This window comes from Pantoea eucrina, from assembly GCF_020079945.1.
GTDB classification, from domain to species: domain Bacteria; phylum Pseudomonadota; class Gammaproteobacteria; order Enterobacterales; family Enterobacteriaceae; genus Pantoea; species Pantoea eucrina.
The window spans coordinates 476535-492773 of record NZ_CP083448.1; the positions used below are offsets into that span (position 1 = coordinate 476535).

Annotated in this window: 16 protein-coding genes and 3 tRNA genes; 10 read left to right on the forward strand and 9 right to left on the reverse strand. The window is 58.2% G+C overall.

What is annotated here, in order from left to right:
* Positions 1–26 precede the first annotated feature (26 nt).
* The 3 genes from LAC65_RS02165 to LAC65_RS02175 all read left to right on the forward strand — a co-directional run bounded on the left by LAC65_RS02165 (position 27) and on the right by LAC65_RS02175 (position 3516).
* Positions 27–1415 carry an MFS transporter gene (locus LAC65_RS02165; protein ID WP_039382413.1) on the forward strand — a complete coding sequence of 463 codons (1389 nt, stop codon included), beginning with the start codon at positions 27–29 and terminating at the stop codon, positions 1413–1415.
* A 76-nt stretch (positions 1416–1491) separates the two neighbouring features.
* A complete protein-coding gene (locus LAC65_RS02170) occupies positions 1492–2505 on the forward strand; it encodes a LacI family DNA-binding transcriptional regulator (RefSeq protein ID WP_039385699.1) in 1014 nt (337 codons plus the stop codon).
* A 21-nt stretch (positions 2506–2526) separates the two neighbouring features.
* Positions 2527–3516 carry a nucleoside hydrolase gene (locus LAC65_RS02175; protein WP_039382415.1) on the forward strand — a complete coding sequence of 330 codons (990 nt, stop codon included), beginning with the start codon at positions 2527–2529 and terminating at the stop codon, positions 3514–3516.
* Positions 3517–3551: 35 nt separating this feature from the next.
* Here LAC65_RS02175 and LAC65_RS02180 read toward each other — a convergent pair whose 3' ends face one another.
* The 3 genes from LAC65_RS02180 to LAC65_RS02190 all read right to left on the reverse strand — a co-directional run bounded on the left by LAC65_RS02180 (position 3552) and on the right by LAC65_RS02190 (position 6104).
* A complete protein-coding gene (locus LAC65_RS02180) occupies positions 3552–4016 on the reverse strand; it encodes a YbaK/EbsC family protein (protein ID WP_039382417.1) in 465 nt (154 codons plus the stop codon).
* A gap of 91 nt (positions 4017–4107) precedes the next feature.
* Entirely contained in the window at positions 4108–4902 is a 795-nt protein-coding gene (gene fhuF / locus LAC65_RS02185; protein WP_039382419.1) for a siderophore-iron reductase FhuF, read from the reverse strand.
* Between the two features lie 107 nt (positions 4903–5009).
* Positions 5010–6104: a GGDEF domain-containing protein gene (locus LAC65_RS02190; RefSeq protein ID WP_039382421.1), complete on the reverse strand. Its 1095-nt coding sequence runs from the start codon at positions 6102–6104 to the stop codon at positions 5010–5012.
* Between the two features lie 216 nt (positions 6105–6320).
* On the opposite strand from LAC65_RS02190, the gene LAC65_RS02195 reads away from it, so the two are divergent.
* Positions 6321–6605 (forward strand): DUF1435 domain-containing protein, encoded by a 285-nt coding sequence (locus LAC65_RS02195; protein WP_039385702.1) that lies wholly within the window; start codon positions 6321–6323, stop codon positions 6603–6605.
* A 90-nt stretch (positions 6606–6695) separates the two neighbouring features.
* Here LAC65_RS02195 and LAC65_RS02200 read toward each other — a convergent pair.
* The 4 genes from LAC65_RS02200 to rsmC form a co-directional block, all read right to left on the reverse strand.
* Positions 6696–6782, reverse strand: a tRNA-Leu gene (locus LAC65_RS02200).
* 27 nt (positions 6783–6809) lie between these two features.
* Positions 6810–6896 (reverse strand) — tRNA-Leu (locus LAC65_RS02205).
* A gap of 31 nt (positions 6897–6927) precedes the next feature.
* Positions 6928–7014 (reverse strand) — tRNA-Leu (locus LAC65_RS02210).
* Positions 7015–7147: 133 nt separating this feature from the next.
* Complete coding sequence (rsmC, locus tag LAC65_RS02215; RefSeq protein WP_039382423.1) at positions 7148–8179, reverse strand: 16S rRNA (guanine(1207)-N(2))-methyltransferase RsmC; 1032 nt, start codon at positions 8177–8179, stop codon at positions 7148–7150.
* A gap of 106 nt (positions 8180–8285) precedes the next feature.
* On the opposite strand from rsmC, the gene LAC65_RS02220 reads away from it, so the two are divergent.
* Genes LAC65_RS02220 through yjjG form a run of 3 tightly spaced genes read left to right on the forward strand, consistent with a single transcriptional unit; the run spans position 8286 to position 9808 of the window.
* The gene (locus LAC65_RS02220) at positions 8286–8696 is read left to right on the forward strand and encodes a DNA polymerase III subunit psi (protein WP_039382425.1); all 411 of its coding nucleotides are present in this window, start codon (positions 8286–8288) and stop codon (positions 8694–8696) included.
* Complete coding sequence (rimI, locus tag LAC65_RS02225) at positions 8668–9108, forward strand: ribosomal protein S18-alanine N-acetyltransferase (protein WP_039382428.1); 441 nt, start codon at positions 8668–8670, stop codon at positions 9106–9108. Before LAC65_RS02220 ends, rimI begins: the two co-directional genes overlap by 29 nt.
* A 19-nt stretch (positions 9109–9127) precedes the next feature.
* Entirely contained in the window at positions 9128–9808 is a 681-nt protein-coding gene (gene yjjG / locus LAC65_RS02230) for a pyrimidine 5'-nucleotidase (protein ID WP_039382431.1), read from the forward strand.
* 88 nt (positions 9809–9896) lie between these two features.
* On the opposite strand, the gene LAC65_RS02235 is transcribed toward yjjG, so the two are convergent.
* Positions 9897–10568, reverse strand: coding sequence for a YtjB family periplasmic protein (locus tag LAC65_RS02235; protein WP_039385704.1), 672 nt, complete (start codon positions 10566–10568; stop codon positions 9897–9899).
* A 107-nt stretch (positions 10569–10675) separates the two neighbouring features.
* Between LAC65_RS02235 and serB the strand changes: the two genes are divergently transcribed.
* The 3 genes from serB to nadR all read left to right on the forward strand — a co-directional run bounded on the left by serB (position 10676) and on the right by nadR (position 14382).
* Positions 10676–11653 (forward strand): phosphoserine phosphatase, encoded by a 978-nt coding sequence (gene serB, locus LAC65_RS02240; RefSeq protein ID WP_039382434.1) that lies wholly within the window; start codon positions 10676–10678, stop codon positions 11651–11653.
* Positions 11654–11666: 13 nt separating this feature from the next.
* Entirely contained in the window at positions 11667–13049 is a 1383-nt protein-coding gene (radA, locus tag LAC65_RS02245; protein ID WP_039382437.1) for a DNA repair protein RadA, read from the forward strand.
* A gap of 106 nt (positions 13050–13155) precedes the next feature.
* Complete coding sequence (gene nadR, locus LAC65_RS02250) at positions 13156–14382, forward strand: multifunctional transcriptional regulator/nicotinamide-nucleotide adenylyltransferase/ribosylnicotinamide kinase NadR (protein ID WP_039382440.1); 1227 nt, start codon at positions 13156–13158, stop codon at positions 14380–14382.
* A gap of 52 nt (positions 14383–14434) precedes the next feature.
* Here nadR and ettA read toward each other — a convergent pair whose 3' ends face one another.
* Positions 14435–16102, reverse strand: a complete 1668-nt coding sequence (gene ettA, locus LAC65_RS02255) for an energy-dependent translational throttle protein EttA (RefSeq protein WP_071669101.1) — start codon at positions 16100–16102, stop codon at positions 14435–14437.
* Positions 16103–16239: the final 137 nt, after the last annotated feature.

Sequence of the window (16239 nt, forward strand, 5' to 3'; positions counted from 1 at the left end):
TTTTCACTTCACTAAGAGAAAGGGTTATGACGGAACATCATCCCACTGTACAGCACTCACCCCACCTCACCGCAGCTGATGAACGGCTGCAAACTCCCGCTGGCCGCAAAGATTTCTGGCGCGCAACCTTCTCCTGCTGGCTCGGTACGGCAATGGAGTATGCCGACTTTGCGCTGTATGGCCTGGCGGCAGGTATCATCTTTGGCGACATCTTTTTTCCGGAAGCGACACCCGCTATGGCGCTGCTCTCGAGCTTTGCCACCTGGTCAGTCGGCTTTATCGCCCGCCCGATAGGCGCGCTGCTGTTTGGCTGGATTGGCGATCGCAAAGGGCGCAAAGTCGTGATGATCAGTACGATTATCCTGATGGGCGCCTCAACCACGCTGATTGGCCTGATCCCGTCTTATGCAACAATCGGACTCTGGGCACCTGCCTGTCTGGTACTGCTGCGTTTTACGCAGGGGCTGGGAGCGGGGGCGGAGCTCTCTGGCGGCACCGTTATGCTGGGCGAATATGCCCCGGTTGAACGACGCGGCCTGGTCTCTTCCGTGATCGCACTGGGCTCAAACAGCGGCACGCTGATCGCCTCTCTGGTCTGGCTGGCGGTGATCCAGATGGATAAAGAGAGTCTGCTGGCCTGGGGCTGGCGTATTCCTTTTCTGAGCAGCGTCCTGATCGCCGTAGTGGCGCTGTGGATCCGCCGCCATCTGCGCGAAACGCCGGTGTTTGAGCGTCAGCAGGCTGAACTGCAGGCGCAGCGCAGCGAGACGCTCTCCCGGGCGCACATTGAAACTGACAGCCGCAGCGTCTGGCAGCGTACGCGGGCGTTCTGGACCATGGTGGGCCTGCGCATTGGTGAGAATGGCCCCTCTTATCTGGCTCAGGGCTTTATCGTCGGCTATGTCGCAAAAGTGCTGATGCTGGATAAGTCGGTACCGACCACGGCGGTGTTTATCGCCTCGCTGCTGGGCTTCCTGATTATTCCGTTTGCGGGCTGGCTCTCCGATCGTTTTGGTCGCCGCATTACCTATCGTGGTTTCTGCCTGCTGCTGATGATCTATGCGTGGCCCGCCTTCAGCCTGATGGATAGCCGCGATCCGACAATTATTATTGCTGTCATCGTTACAGGAATGGCGCTCGCTTCGCTGGGGATATTTGGTGTACAGGCGGCCTGGGGCGTCGAGATGTTTGGCGTGAAGCATCGCTATACCAAAATGGCAGTGGCAAAAGAGCTGGGGGCGATTCTTTCTGGCGGCACTGCGCCGCTGGTCGCGGCAGCGCTGCTCTCATGGACCGGCCACTGGTGGCCAATCGCCGTTTACTTTAGCGCGATGGCCACTATCGGATTTCTGACGACGTTTGTCGCACCGGAAACGCGCGGTCGCGACCTTAATCTGCCGGAGGATGCCATCTGACGCGCAGCTGCAGGCAGTACCATTGACATAACGCTGGCCGGTGAATCCGGCCAGCGGCATTTATATTGAGGCTAATTTGGCAAAATCTCCCGGCGGAAATGTTACCCGTACCGATGTCGCCCGCGTCGCAGGCACCTCGGTAGCCGTGGTCAGCTATGTGATCAACAACGGGCCGCGCCCGGTGGCGGAAGCGACCCGTCAGCGGGTGCTGGCTGCCATTAAGCAGACGGGCTACCGGCCTAACGCCGTAGCGCGCGCGCTGGCCTCCGGCACCACCAAAACTTTTGGTCTGATTGTGCCGAACATTGCGAACCCGTTTGTTGCTTCCATGGCGCATGTCCTGCTGCAGGAGTCGCTTAACCACGGCCATATCATGCTGCTGGGTGATGCCGGTGACGATCGTCAGCGTGAGCTGGAGCTGATTCAGGGCATGCTTAACCGTCAGATCGACGGACTGTTTTATAACAGCGTCGATCGTCATCCCTATATTGACGTGGTGCAGGCGAGCGGAACGCCGCTGCTGATGCTGGATCGCATTACCCCGCGCCCCGGCGTCAGCGTGCTGAGCATGAACGAGCGGCTGGCGGCCTGTGATGTCACCCGGCATCTGCTGAGTCACGGTTATCAGCAGGTGGGCATGATCAGCGGCCCGCCGGCGATGTTTAACGCCCGGGATCGTATTCAGGGCTGGCGTGATGCGATGCAGGAGCGGGGGCTGCCCGTGGATGAAAGCCTGATTTTCCCGGCGGATTACTCGCGGCAGGGCGGCTACGACGCGGCGCAGCGCATGATCGCCAGCGGTCGCGTACCGCGTGCGCTGTTTGCCAGTAACGAAGGCCAGGCCATTGGCTGTATTCGCGCGTTTGCCGAGCAGGGGATCCGCGTGCCGCAGGATGTGGCGCTGGTCTGTTTCAACGGTACCACGCAGGCCGTGTTTCATGTGCCTTCGCTGACCACGGTGCGACAGCCGCTGTCTGAGCTGGCGCAGCGCGCTATTGCTATGCTGAAAAACCAGCCGGAGGAGGGGGTGATGGCCGAGCTGCCGCACTACATCGAAACCGGCGAGTCCTGTGGCTGCCTGCAGCCTTAAATACAATAACGATAAAACATTATGAAAAGAGTGATTATTGATTGCGATCCGGGGAATGGCATCGCAGGTGCAAATACTGATGACGGACTGGCGATTGCGCTGGCGCTGGCATCACCCGCGCTGTCGCCGGAACTGATTACCACGGTCACCGGTAACACGCCCAGCGCGACGGGCGCGCGCGTGGCAAAAGATTTGCTGAAACGTCTCGGGCTGAATATTCCGGTGGTGCAGGGGGCGCTGCAGGCGCTGCGCGAAGATCCGCTGCCCTGGCGGGCGCGTCTGGATAATCTGGCCGATCCGGCGCTGGCCGCGCTGTGGCAGGGCGTGCGTCAGCCAGCGGTGATGGCGGCGGACGGCCATGACGCTGCCGGCGTGATGGGCCAGCTGATCTGCGATAACCCGGGAGAGTTTACGCTGGTCGCTATCGGGCCGCTGACAAACGTGGCGCAGGCGCTGCAGCGTTATCCACAGATGGCTGAATCGGTAGCGGAGATTGTGATCATGGGCGGCGTCTTTGCGCTTGATGACTACATCAAAGATACCAATTTTGGTCTCGATCCGGAGGCGGCGCATCAGGTACTGCACAGCGGTGCCACCATCACCCTGGTGCCGATGGACGCCACCACGCAGACGCTGCTGACCCGCGACGATCTCGCGCGCATCACGGCGCAATCGCATCCGCTGACGCAGTTTATCCGCGAGACGCTGGGCCCCTGGATCGACTACTCAATGCGGACCCGGCGGCTGCCAGGCTGCTGGATCCATGATGCGCTGGTGGTCGCCTGGCTGCTGAACCAGCGCGTGGCGGAAGGCGCCGATTATTACGTGGATATCGAGCTGCGTCCCGGTGCAACGCGCGGCAAGAGCTGGCGTTACCGTCCACCGCTGCGACTTGATGTGGGGATCCCGCCAGAAACCGGGGCACTGGTCCATGTCCTTCAGCACGTTGATAATGCGCTGCTGCTGGATATGCTTGAACAGGCTTTTACCCGTCTGCCGCCCCGGCTCTGAAACGTGACAGCGACGGCGCGATAAGATCCGTGCCCTCAAAGCGCTTCACAGACGTCGATCCAGGCGGCATGGGTCAGCTCCGCCATTCTCTGCGGTGAGATGCGTACCGCGCTGCGCACTGAACCCGCGGCAGGCAGCACCTCATCAAAGCTGCGCAGGGAGATATCGCAGTACACGGTCAGCGGGTTTTCCAGACCAAAAGGAGAGACGCCGCCGACCGGATGGCCGGTCCAGTTCACCACCTCATCCACGCTCAGCATGCGCGCTTTGGCGCCCAGGGCGGCTTTCAGTTTGCGGTTATCCAGACGCGCGTCGCCGCGGGTAACAATCAGCACCACCTGCTCTTTCACTTTCAGCGACAGCGTTTTGGCAATCTGCCCCGGTGAGACGCCGTGAACGCGTGCCGCCAGCGCCACGGTGGCCGTGCTTTCAGGCGTTTCAATAATTTCAATATCCGGCGCATGCTCAGCAAAGAACTGCTGTACCGACTCCAGGCTCATGGTGTTCTCCGGTAAAAACTGAACCTGAACGCTGCCACAAGGCGAAAAAAGTGTAAACGAGAGAAAAGGAGAATTTACGGCGCGCGCGTGCTTATTGCGCTTTCAGTGTACAGTTACCGCAGCGCTCGACGTCAGGAATACGATAGCGCTGACAGCAGCTGCGCCGCTCCATTGTCCCGTGGCGCATAATCATGGTGCGGTAAAGCGGGTTATCGCTGCCGTCCGGCAGCGACGGCGTGAAAAACAGCATCTCTTCCAGCTGGTCGATCAGCGCGGCGGGCAGCTGCGCGCGGAGTTCACCCAGAAACCAGTAGATCAGGTATCCCATGTTGTTCCAGATAAGGCGCGCATTGATGTCGCCGTGCTGCGTCATGCCTTCCACGGCGGGCTGCAGGCAGGTCTGGATCAGGCGCGCCATACGCTGCGGGGCAGAGAGAAATCGCGCGGGCTCATCCTCCTGCACATCCAGCCAGAAGGTGGCGGGATGGCCATTTTCGTGAAACTCAGCGCGGATATATTCAGGTGAGCAGTTGAGGGCACGCGGCTCATGCAGCAGCGCCATCATCAGCGTGGGCACCAGCAGGCCGAAGTACCACTGCGCCCAGAGTGACTGCAGCGGCTTCGCCTCCCGCGGCGTATCAGGATGGCTGCGATAAAGATAGTCACCGTAGCGCTGCGTCAGAGACTGAAAGTGCTCCGGTGCCGACCATTCAGCCAGCGTCAAAACGCCTTCCGGTGCGGTTTCTCCCAGTCTGACATACGCCTGACGGTCGCTGCACTGCTCATGGATCAGCTCCTGCAGCGCGCGTACCAGCGTGCGATCGCGCTGCATGAAGATCGGGGACTGCTCACTGAAGCGGTGCGCCTGACGCGTAATCGTAGCCATGCCAATCCTGAATGATAACGGGAAACGAAAAATAAATGATAATCGTTCCTGATTGAGTGAGCAAGATAGCAGCAGCATAAGATTGCTATAGCGTTGTATTTATCACTTTAGTGCGGCTCGCTAATCGCCTGCCGGCGTGCCGGCAGCGCCTCCCAGGCCAGAATGGTATTGCGCCCGCGGTTTTTGGCGACATAGAGCGCACGGTCAGCGTTGGCGACGGCCCGCTCAAAATCGTGCGCAGCCATCGGCGCGATGCCGGCGCTGACGGTGACGTGAGTCGATACCGCGGTATCAGAACGATGGGGGATCTCCAGTTCCAGCACCGACTGCCGGATGCGCTCGGCGAGCTTCATGGCGATTGACGCGTTGACATTGGTCAGCAGTACCAGAAACTCTTCGCCACCATAGCGGGTGACCACATCGCGTGAGCGGACGGCGTCACGGATCGCGGCCGATACGCGCTTCAGCGCCTGGTCGCCCATCGCATGTCCGTAATTGTCGTTATAGGCTTTAAAGTGATCGATATCCAGCAGCAGGATAAAGTGGCTGCCGGCATGGTTCTCGAGAATGGTTTCCAGCCGGTTCTGCAGCCCGCGCCGGTTATAGAGGCCGGTCAGCGGATCGAGCATGCTGAGCGCGCTGAAGCTCTGCTTCTCTTCATACAGCTGGCCAATCAGCTGCCGGGTAAAATGGTCAAAACGCCGGCGCATCAAATGCAGCAGGGAAAATCCAATCAGTGGCAGCGTAATAGTAAACAGAATAGTGGTCAGGTGCTGTCCGTTATCCAGCAGCAGCACGGTCAGCACCGGCGGCAGCATATGCAGGCAGAATGCCGTTAAATAGTCGCTCAGTGCGATAGCGCTGATAAAAAAGACGCTAAGTAAGCTGATAATTAAATAGCTGCTATCAAACGCTGAAATCGGATGATATTTCTGATTAATATGCCACGCCCACAGCAGCCCGAGCAGCAGCGCGACCGGCGTTAATACGGGAAAGCGCAGGCCGGGCATTATCAGACAAAGCAGCAGCAGCGTGGTGCTGAAACCCGCGACCAGCACTGCGGGTAGGGTAAATATCGGTATCTGAACGTTCAGGCAGGGCAGCAGGCAAAAAAGTGAAACGGCGATATTAAGAAACAAAAACAGCATCAGCGAAAGCCGATATTTGCTCTGTTTCAGTTCATCGTAAGCGTTTAATTTCATTATTATTACCCGTGACAGCCCTGAAATATCAAAGCGCTACCCGGCAGCGTTAATTCTGCTATGCGGATAGTCAGCACGTTTCATGTTGTTATCAGGTGTGTTATCGGCGGCAATTTAGCATTTTCCAGTATTTCTGTCATGCGGTGAAAAATTCGCTGCAGAATGAGAATGGTTGTCATATGATAATGGTAATTCTTATCATTAAGGGGCGTAATGATGATCGCAGCAATGCTGGCTGCCTGCGGCTTGTGGGGTGTGAGCTGGACAATGGGTAAGCGCCTGAATAGTGGCTGGGGTATTCTGCTGCCCTGTACCGCTATGCCGCTGTTTGCGTTATGGGAACCGGGCTATGCGCAGTGGCGGGCGATCATGATTGTTATGCTTCTGCTGACGCTGGTTATGCTGTTTCACCAGCGGCTGCGCCACTATATATTGCTGCCATCCTGTGTCGCGCTGGCGGGCGGCATCACGGCAGCGTCAGTGAATTTTCATCTGGGTTAGCAACGTGCAGAAACAGCAACATCACGCAGCGCGTGATAAGCAGGAGAGTAACATTCAGGGAATTAACTGCCGGGAGAGAGGTGACAACAGTGGTGCGAAGAGAGGGACTTGAACCCTCACGTCCGTAAGAACACTAACACCTGAAGCTAGCGCGTCTACCAATTCCGCCACCTTCGCATCGTGTTGTCTGTTTATATCACCGCATGGTGCGAAGAGAGGGACTTGAACCCTCACGTCCGTAAGAACACTAACACCTGAAGCTAGCGCGTCTACCAATTCCGCCACCTTCGCGCAGTGCACGCGATATAAACTCTGTGATTATTGGTGCGAAGAGAGGGACTTGAACCCTCACGTCCGTTAGGACACTAACACCTGAAGCTAGCGCGTCTACCAATTCCGCCACCTTCGCATACCGGCAACACTTTACAGTATTGCTAACCACGGAGGCGCATTCTAGAGGTTTTACGCAATGCGTCAACAGATATTTTACGGCGATAAACCGACTGCTGGAAAAAGCAACGCTTTATCGCCGCATCAGGCGCTTAGCGTCCGCGCGCGCCACGACCATAAACCGCACGGTAAACCTTAAAGCGGCCGGTCTGCGCCAGCACTTCGTGGCTGCCGAAGGTTTCATCCAGTATCTGCGGATAAGGCAGGAAAGCATTCGCCACAATACGCAGTTCGCCGCCGCTGTTCAGATGCTTCACCGCGCCGCGGATAAGGCTGTTGGCCGCATCAAGGCTGGTCTGCATGCCGTCATGGAACGGCGGATTAGAGATGATCAGATCGAAACGTCCGGTAACGTCGCTAAAGACGTTGCTGGCAAACACCTCGCCTTCCAGCCCGTTTGCCGCCAGCGTGGCTTTGCTCGCTTCAATGGCAGCAGCGTGCACATCACACAGCCACAGCCGCACCTTCGGAGAGTGCTGTGCCAGCGCGGTGGCTAAGACACCGCTGCCGCATCCGAGATCCAGCACTTTTCCTTTGGTGTGCGGCGTCAGGGTCGACAGCAGCAGATCGCTGCCAATATCCAGACCATCGCGGCTGAATACGCCCGGCAGCGTATGGATGGTCATCTCATCCAGCTGGTAAGTATTGCCGAACCGGCTGGCGTCAAACTCAGGCTGCTGCGTCAGCTGGCCATGATAGAGGCCGCAACGACGCGCGCTGTCAATTTTCTCCAGCGTCACCCACTGCTCCAGCATGCCTTCGGCGCTGCGTACGCCGCTGCGGTTTTCGCCCACGACAAAGATATCGCTGCCGACAGGGAGTAACGCGAGCAGATTTTGCAGCTGGAACTGCGCTTCCGGCTTATTTTTGGGCCAGAAGTAAATCAGAGTGGTGCAGTCTGTCACATCGGCCGCGCTGGCCACGAGGCTGTATACGGCGCGATCGCCCAGCCGATGGCTCAGGTTCTGCCAGTGATGATACTGCTGGGTATGAACGCGGCTGAGCGCGGTTTCCAGCTGGGCGGGCAGGTCATCCTGCAGATCACCCGCAAGCAGCACGTGGCGGGTGGTAAATTCATCACTGTGGCGCAGAATAACTTCACTGGCCGGGGTAAAAGCAGACATGGAACGCTCCTGTTAAATCAGAGCGGGGATTATAGTGCTTTGTTGGCGCATGTTCGACGGGTTTGCTAGCATAGCGCGCATTACTTACGGCATAGCGGAAAACAGCATGAGTACAAGACGCGACTGGCTTCTGCAGCAGATGGGGATTACGCAGTATCAGCTGCGGCGTCCGCGCGTGCTGCAAGGGGAGATCGCCGTCAGGCTGGCACCCGATACGCGCCTGCTGCTGGTAGCGGAACACCCGCCGGCACTGGATGAGCCTCTGATACGGGACGTGCTGCGGGCGCTGGATATTCTGCCCGCACAGGTGATGACGCTGACGCCGGAGCAGCTGCCGATGCTGCCAGAGCAGGTAGCCTGTCCCGGCTGGCTGCTGGGCGTGGAGAGCGGGCACACCTTTAACGGTGTGGTATTCACCAGCGCCGTCCTTAATGAACTGATTAGCAGCGGCGCAGCCAGGCGCGCGCTGTGGCAACAGATGTGTAACCATGACCACTATCTCGCTCATCACGGCTGACGATCGGCCGCAGCAGCTCGCCATTGAACGCCGGGCGCACGCTTTTCCCTGGAGTGAACAGACCTTCGCCAGCAATCAGGGGGAACGCTTTCTCAACTTCGGGCTGCACAGTGACGGACGCCTTGCCGGCTTTGCCATTACGCAGGTTGTGCTGGATGAGGCGTCGCTGTTTAACATCGCCGTTGATCCCGACTTTCAGCGCCGCGGCTATGCGCGTCAGCTATTGCAGACGCTGATCGGCGAACTGGAGCAGCGCGATGTGCTGACCCTCTGGCTGGAGGTGCGCGCCTCAAATCGCGCGGCGATTGCCCTGTATGAGCAGCTCGATTTTCACCAGGTCAGCGTGCGCCCCAATTACTACCCCACCGCAGGCGGACGGGAAGACGCCATCATTATGGCGCTGACACTTTGACCGCTGATTAAGGAGCACCATGTTAAACGACTGGGACTGCATCCTGTTTGATGCTGACGAAACACTGTTTCATTTCGATGCCTTTGCCGGACTGCAGCGCATGTTTACCCGCTACGACGTGCAGTTCAGCGATCGCGATTACGCCGATTATCAGGCGATCAATAAGCCTTTATGGGTGGATTACCAGAACGGCACCATCACCGCCGCACAGCTGCAGACGCAGCGCTTTACGCTCTGGGGAGAGAAGCTCAGCGTAGAGCCGGATATCCTGAACAGCGATTTCCTTAATGCGATGGCGGAGATCTGCCTGCCGCTGGAAGGCGCGCCTGAACTGCTGCAGAGCCTTAAAGGCCGCGTCAAAATGGCGATCGTCACCAACGGCTTTACGGCCCTGCAGCAGGCGCGGCTGGAGCGCACGGGCTTTCACGATATGTTCGATGCGCTGGTGATTTCAGAGCAGGTTGGTGTTCCCAAGCCGGACGCAAAAATCTTTGCCCATACGCTGGAGCTGCTCGGCAATCCGGCACCACAGCGCGTACTGATGGTTGGCGATACGCCCGAGTCTGATATTCTCGGGGGAATGAATGCGGGTCTTAAAACCTGCTGGATCGATCACGGCACGCGCCCGTTGCCTGCGGATATTACCCCTGATTTTCAGGTGAAAAACCTCGCTCAGCTTCAGGCTATTCTTACCGCTTAAAGCGCGCCGTTAAAAACCGAAAACCAGGCAGAAGCAGCGGCCTGGTTTTTTTGTATCTTTCTGAATAGCCCGCGGCTCAGGCTGGCGCTTAGCGCGTCTTTTCCTGCGCGTCGGGTGTTTCTGCCGGCTCTTCCTCTTTATCTTCTTTCACCGCGCGGCTGGCGGTAAGCAGGAAGGGCGACTGCTGCCAGCGGGTGCGGCGATCGCGCAGCAGAGTACGGGTCAGAATGATGCCAATCGCCAGCGCCAGCAGCATCATCAGGCGCAGAATATTGGTGGTGTTATCTACCTGACGTGATTCGGTAACCAGAACGTGCGTGTCCAGCGTCACGCGCAGGAAACCCTGTGGCCCCTCTTTGCCTTCCAGCGGCTGCACAATCTGATGATTGAAGTAGCTGCCGGCACGTTTGCCATCCAGCGCCAGACGGTCGCGTACGTTAATGGTTTCACCGCTGTGTGCCACCAGGCTGCCATCGTCAGCATAGACGGAGGCATCAAGGATGCGGCTGTTATCCGTCATCTGATCGAGAATGGCGGCAATCTGCGTGCGGTTATCATCGCTGTTATCCATCAGGGGCTTCAGGCTGAACGCCACCTGGCGGGTAAGGGTATGGGCCAGCTCTTCAACCTGTTCAGAACGCGCCATCTGATGACCCAGGCTGAACCATGAGGCGCCCTGCATCAGCACCACCAGCAACGCCAGAGAGATAAGAACAATCACCGTGCGATGCAGGCGAAATTTCAGTGCAGTTTTAACCATCAGAAACCCATGTGACATAGCAGCAGAAAGGCTGGCAATTATGTTGCCAGAACCCGCGCAGACAAGGTAGCCTCTTGCGTGGTTTTGTTGTCCCTACAGGAGCTGTAATGCCAAATCGTCTTACCTGGTGCGATCTGCCCGCCGATGTCTCACTCTGGCCGGGTTTACCCCTCTCCCTGAGCGGTGATGAAGTTATGCCGCTGGACTACCGTGCCGGCCGCACGGGCTGGCTGCTGTATGGGCGCGGACTCGATAAACAGCAGCTGACCGATTATCAGCATCAGCTGGGGGCCGCCATGGTGATTGTCAGCGCATGGAACGTTGACGAATATCAGGTGATCCGGCTGGCAGGTTCGCTGACGCCGCGTGCCACCCGGCTGGCACATGACGCCGGGTTTGACGTGGCGCCGCTGGGCAAAATCCCGCATCTGAAAACGCCGGGGCTGCTGGTGATGGATATGGACTCCACGGCGATCCAGATCGAATGCATTGATGAGATCGCCAGACTGGCGGGCTGCGGTGAGCAGGTGGCTGAGGTCACCGAACGGGCGATGCGCGGTGAACTCGACTTCAAAGCCAGCCTGCGTGAGCGCGTAGCGCAGCTGGCTGGCGCCGATGCCGCTATCCTTAAACAGGTGCGCGACACTCTGCCGCTGATGCCGGGCCTGACCACGCTGGTGCATAAGCTGCAGGCGCTCGGCTGGCAGGTTGCGATTGCGTCTGGCGGTTTTACCTTTTATGCGGACCATCTGCGTCAGACCCTGCATCTCGCGGCGGCCGTCGCCAATGAGCTGGAGATGCGCGACGGTAAACTCACCGGCGAGGTGATCGGACAGATTGTCGATGCGCAATATAAAGCGGATACCCTGCATCAGCTGGCACAGCGTTTTGATATCGCGCCGCAGCAGACGGTAGCGGTCGGCGATGGCGCCAACGATCTGCCGATGATTAAGCGTGCAGCACTGGGTATTGCCTATCATGCTAAACCTAAAGTGAATGAGCAGACGGAAGTCACTATCCGTCACGCTGACCTGATGGGGGTGTTCTGCATCCTGACCGGCAGCCTGATTCATGAAGAGCGTTAACTGAGGAACTGATTTGGCCAAAGCGGCAAAACGCGCCTTCGTGTGTAACGAATGCGGCGCAGACTATCCGCGCTGGCAGGGGCAATGCAGCGCCTGCCACGCCTGGAACACCATCACCGAGGTGCGTATTGCTGCCTCGCCTGCCGCTGCGCGCAATGAGCGCCTGAGCGGCTATGCAGGTAACGCCGGCAGCAGCCGGGTGCAGAAGCTCTCGGAGATTAGCCTTGAGGCGCTGCCGCGCTTCACCACCACCTTTAAAGAGTTTGACCGCGTCCTGGGCGGCGGCGTGGTACCGGGCAGCGCTATCCTGATTGGCGGCAGCCCCGGTGCCGGTAAATCGACGCTGCTGCTGCAGGTTATGTGCAAGCTGGCGGAGAGCATGAAGACGCTCTATGTCACCGGCGAGGAGTCGCTGCAGCAGGTGGCGATGCGCGCGCACCGGCTGGGACTGCCCACGGACAACCTGAATATGCTGTCGGAAACCAGTATTGAGCAGATCTGCCTGATTGCCGAGCAGGAAGAGCCGAAGCTGATGGTTATCGACTCCATCCAGGTGATGCACATGGCGGATATTCAGTCTTCTCCCGGCAGCGTGGCGCAGGTGCGGGAGACCGCCGCCTATCTGACGCGTTTTGCCAAGACGCGCGGCGTGGCGATTATCATGGTCGGCCACGTCACCAAAGATGGCTCGCTGGCAGGTCCGAAAGTGCTGGAGCACTGTATCGACTGCTCGGTGCTGCTGGATGGCGATGCCGACTCGCGCTTTCGCACGCTGCGCAGCCATAAAAACCGTTTTGGTGCGGTGAATGAGCTGGGCGTATTCGCCATGACGGAGCAGGGAATGCGTGAGGTCAGCAACCCTTCAGCTATTTTCCTGTCGCGCGGCGATGAGATCACTTCAGGCAGTTCGGTGATGGTGGTGTGGGAAGGTACCCGGCCGCTGCTGGTTGAGATCCAGGCGCTGGTGGATCACTCGATGATGGGCAATCCGCGCCGCGTAGCGGTAGGGCTGGAGCAGAACCGTCTGGCGATTTTACTGGCGGTACTGCATCGTCATGGCGGCCTGCAAATGGCGGATCAGGATGTGTTTGTTAACGTGGTAGGCGGCGTAAAAGTCACGGAAACCAGTGCCGATCTGGCGCTGCTGCTGGCGATGGTCTCCAGCCTGCGCGATCGCCCTCTGCCGCAGGATGTGGTGATCTTTGGTGAAGTCGGGCTGGCAGGTGAGATCCGGCCGGTACCGAGTGGCCAGGAGCGTATCTCTGAAGCAGCCAAGCACGGCTTTAAGCGCGCCATCGTGCCGGCCGGCAACGCGCCGAAGAAAACCATTGATGGCATGAAGGTTTACAGCGCGAAGAAGCTGGCAGATGCGCTGGCCATTCTGGATGAGCTGTAATTTCGCCAGGGCGGCATAAATGCCGCCGCCGCGATATGCAGGGGGCGCATTAATGCGCCCCGCCTTAAAGGCCGCACCGCCGTTTATTGTCCGCAGGAGGCACTGAGTGTCATCATTTGACTATCTGAAGACCGCGATTCGGCAGCAGGGCCATACGCTGCAGCAGGTGGCTGACGCCAGCGGAATGACCAAAGGCTACCTGAGTCAGCTGCTTAACGCGAAAATAAAAAGCCCTGGTGCGCAGAAACTGGCGGCGCTGCATCACTTTCTCGGGCTGGAGTTTCCGCGGCGTGAGAAAACCGTGGGCGTGGTATTTGGCAAGTTCTATCCGCTGCACACCGGCCATATCTACCTGATCCAGCGCGCCTGCAGTCAGGTGGATGAGCTGCATATTATTATGGGCCACGACGAGCCGCGCGATCGCGCACTGTTTGAGAACAGCGCCATGTCGCAGCAGCCCACCATCAGCGATCGTCTGCGCTGGCTGCTGCAGACATTCAAATACCAGAAAAACATTCGTATTCACTCATTCAACGAAGAGGGAATCGAACCCTATCCGCACGGCTGGGATCTCTGGAGCGCAGGCGTCAGCGCGTTTCTGGCAGAGCAGGGGATTATGCCCGACTGCGTTTATACCAGCGAAGAACCGGATGCGCCGATGTATCAGCAATATCTGGGGATCCCGGCGCGGGTGATCGATCCGCATCGATCGTTTATGAGCATCAGCGGCAGCCAGATCCGTCAGGATCCGTTTCGCTACTGGGAATATATTCCGACCGAAGTGAAGCCTTTCTTTGTGCGCACCGTCGCGGTGCTGGGTGGCGAGTCGAGCGGCAAATCCACGCTGGTCAACAAGCTGGCGAATATCTTTAATACCACCAGCGCCTGGGAGTATGGCCGCGACTACGTCTTCTCTCACCTCGGCGGCGACGAGATGGCGCTGCAGTATTCTGACTACGATAAAATCGCGCTCGGTCAGGCGCAATACATCGATTTTGCCGTCAAGTACGCGAATAAAGTCGCCTTTATCGATACCGACTTTATTACCACTCAGGCGTTCTGCCTGAAGTATGAAGGACGCGAACATCCTTTTGTGCAGGCGCTGATCGATGAGTACCGCTTTGACCTGGTGATCCTGCTGGAGAACAACGTGCCCTGGGTGGCAGATGGCCTCCGCAGCCTCGGCAGCTCGGTAGACCGGCGCGAGTTTCAGTCTATTCTGGTGACCATGCTGCGGGAAAATAACGTTGAGTTTGTACACGTGCAGGAGGACAACTACGATGCGCGCTTCCTGCGCTGTGTGGAGCTGGTCAAAGAGCGGCTGGGCAATTAACGCCTGAGCACAATAAAAAAAGGCGCCCGAAGGCGCCTTTTTTATCAGCAGGTTACTTCGCCATACGCTTGTATTTGATACGCTTCGGCTCCAGCGCATCTGCGCCGAGAGTGCGTTTCTTATACTCTTCGTATTCGGTAAAGTTACCTTCAAAGAACTCAACCTTGCCCTCATCCTGATAATCGATGATATGGGTGGCAATACGGTCGAGGAACCAGCGGTCATGCGAGATCACCATCGCGCAGCCCGGGAACTCCAGCAGGGCATTCTCCAGCGCGCGCAGGGTTTCGATGTCGAGGTCGTTGGTTGGTTCATCCAGCAGCAGCAGGTTGCCGCCTACCTGAAGCAGTTTCGCCAGGTGCAGACGTCCGCGCTCACCACCGGAGAGTTCGCCTACGCGTTTACCCTGATCGGTGCCTTTGAAGTTAAAGCGTCCGACGTAGGCACGGCTTGGCATCTCGGTGGTACCGATACGCATAATATCCTGGCCGCCAGAGACCTCTTCCCATACCGTTTTAGAGTTATCCATCGCATCGCGGAACTGATCGACCGACGCCAGCTTCACGGTTTCGCCCAGATCGATGCTGCCGGAATCGGGCTGCTCCTGACCAGACATCATGCGGAACAGCGTCGATTTACCCGCGCCGTTCGGCCCGATAATCCCGACAATTGCCCCTTTTGGCAGCGAGAACGACAGATCGTCAATCAGGACGCGATCGCCATACGATTTGCTGAGGTTTTTCACTTCCAGCACTTTATCGCCGAGGCGTGCGCCTGGCGGAATAAAGAGTTCGTTGGTTTCATTACGCTTCTGATAGTCGCTGTTGTTCAGCTCTTCAAAGCGAGCCAGACGCGCCTTGCCCTTAGACTGACGGCCTTTCGCACCCTGACGCACCCACTCCAGCTCTTTTTCAATGGATTTGCGGCGTGCAGCTTCCTGCGACGCTTCCTGCGCCAGACGCTGATCTTTCTGCTCCAGCCAGGAGGAGTAGTTGCCTTCCCACGGGATACCTTCACCGCGGTCCAGCTCCAGGATCCAGCCCGCAACGTTATCGAGGAAGTAACGGTCGTGGGTAATCGCGACCACGGTGCCTTCGAAGTCGTGCAGGAAGCGTTCCAGCCAGGCGACAGATTCCGCGTCCAGGTGGTTGGTCGGTTCATCAAGCAGCAGCATGTCCGGCTTTTCCAGCAGCAGGCGGCACAGCGCGACGCGACGGCGCTCACCACCCGACAGGTTGCCGATTTTGGCATCCCACTCCGGCAGACGCATCGCGTCAGCGGCGCGGTTGAGCTGGGTTTCCAGATTGTGGCCATCGTGCGCCTGAATCACCTCTTCCAGACGGCCCTGTTCGGCGGCCAGCTTGTCGAAGTCCGCATCGGGATCGGCGTACAGCGCGTAGACTTCATCAAGACGTTTCAGAGCGCCAGCGACTTCCGCCACCGCTTCTTCAACGGATTCACGCACGGTGTGTTCCGGATTGAGCTGCGGCTCCTGCGGCAGATAACCCACTTTAATGCCCGGCTGCGGGCGCGCTTCCCCTTCGATATCTTTATCGATACCGGCCATGATGCGCAGCAGGGTCGATTTACCCGCGCCGTTCAGACCGAGTACGCCGATTTTGGCGCCCGGGAAGAAGCTGAGAGAGATATTCTTCAGAATGTGACGCTTCGGCGGTACCACTTTGCCGACGCGATGCATGCTATAGACGAATTGAGCCACGTTGTGATGAGCCTCTTGGTCTGTAAATAGTGGAACGTCAGATGGTGAAGTTTAGCGGTTTTCACGGGCTAATCACAGCCGCGCCGCGGTGAAACTTGCGTGACAGGCGTGATGTCAGGCGCACTGCTGCGTAATTG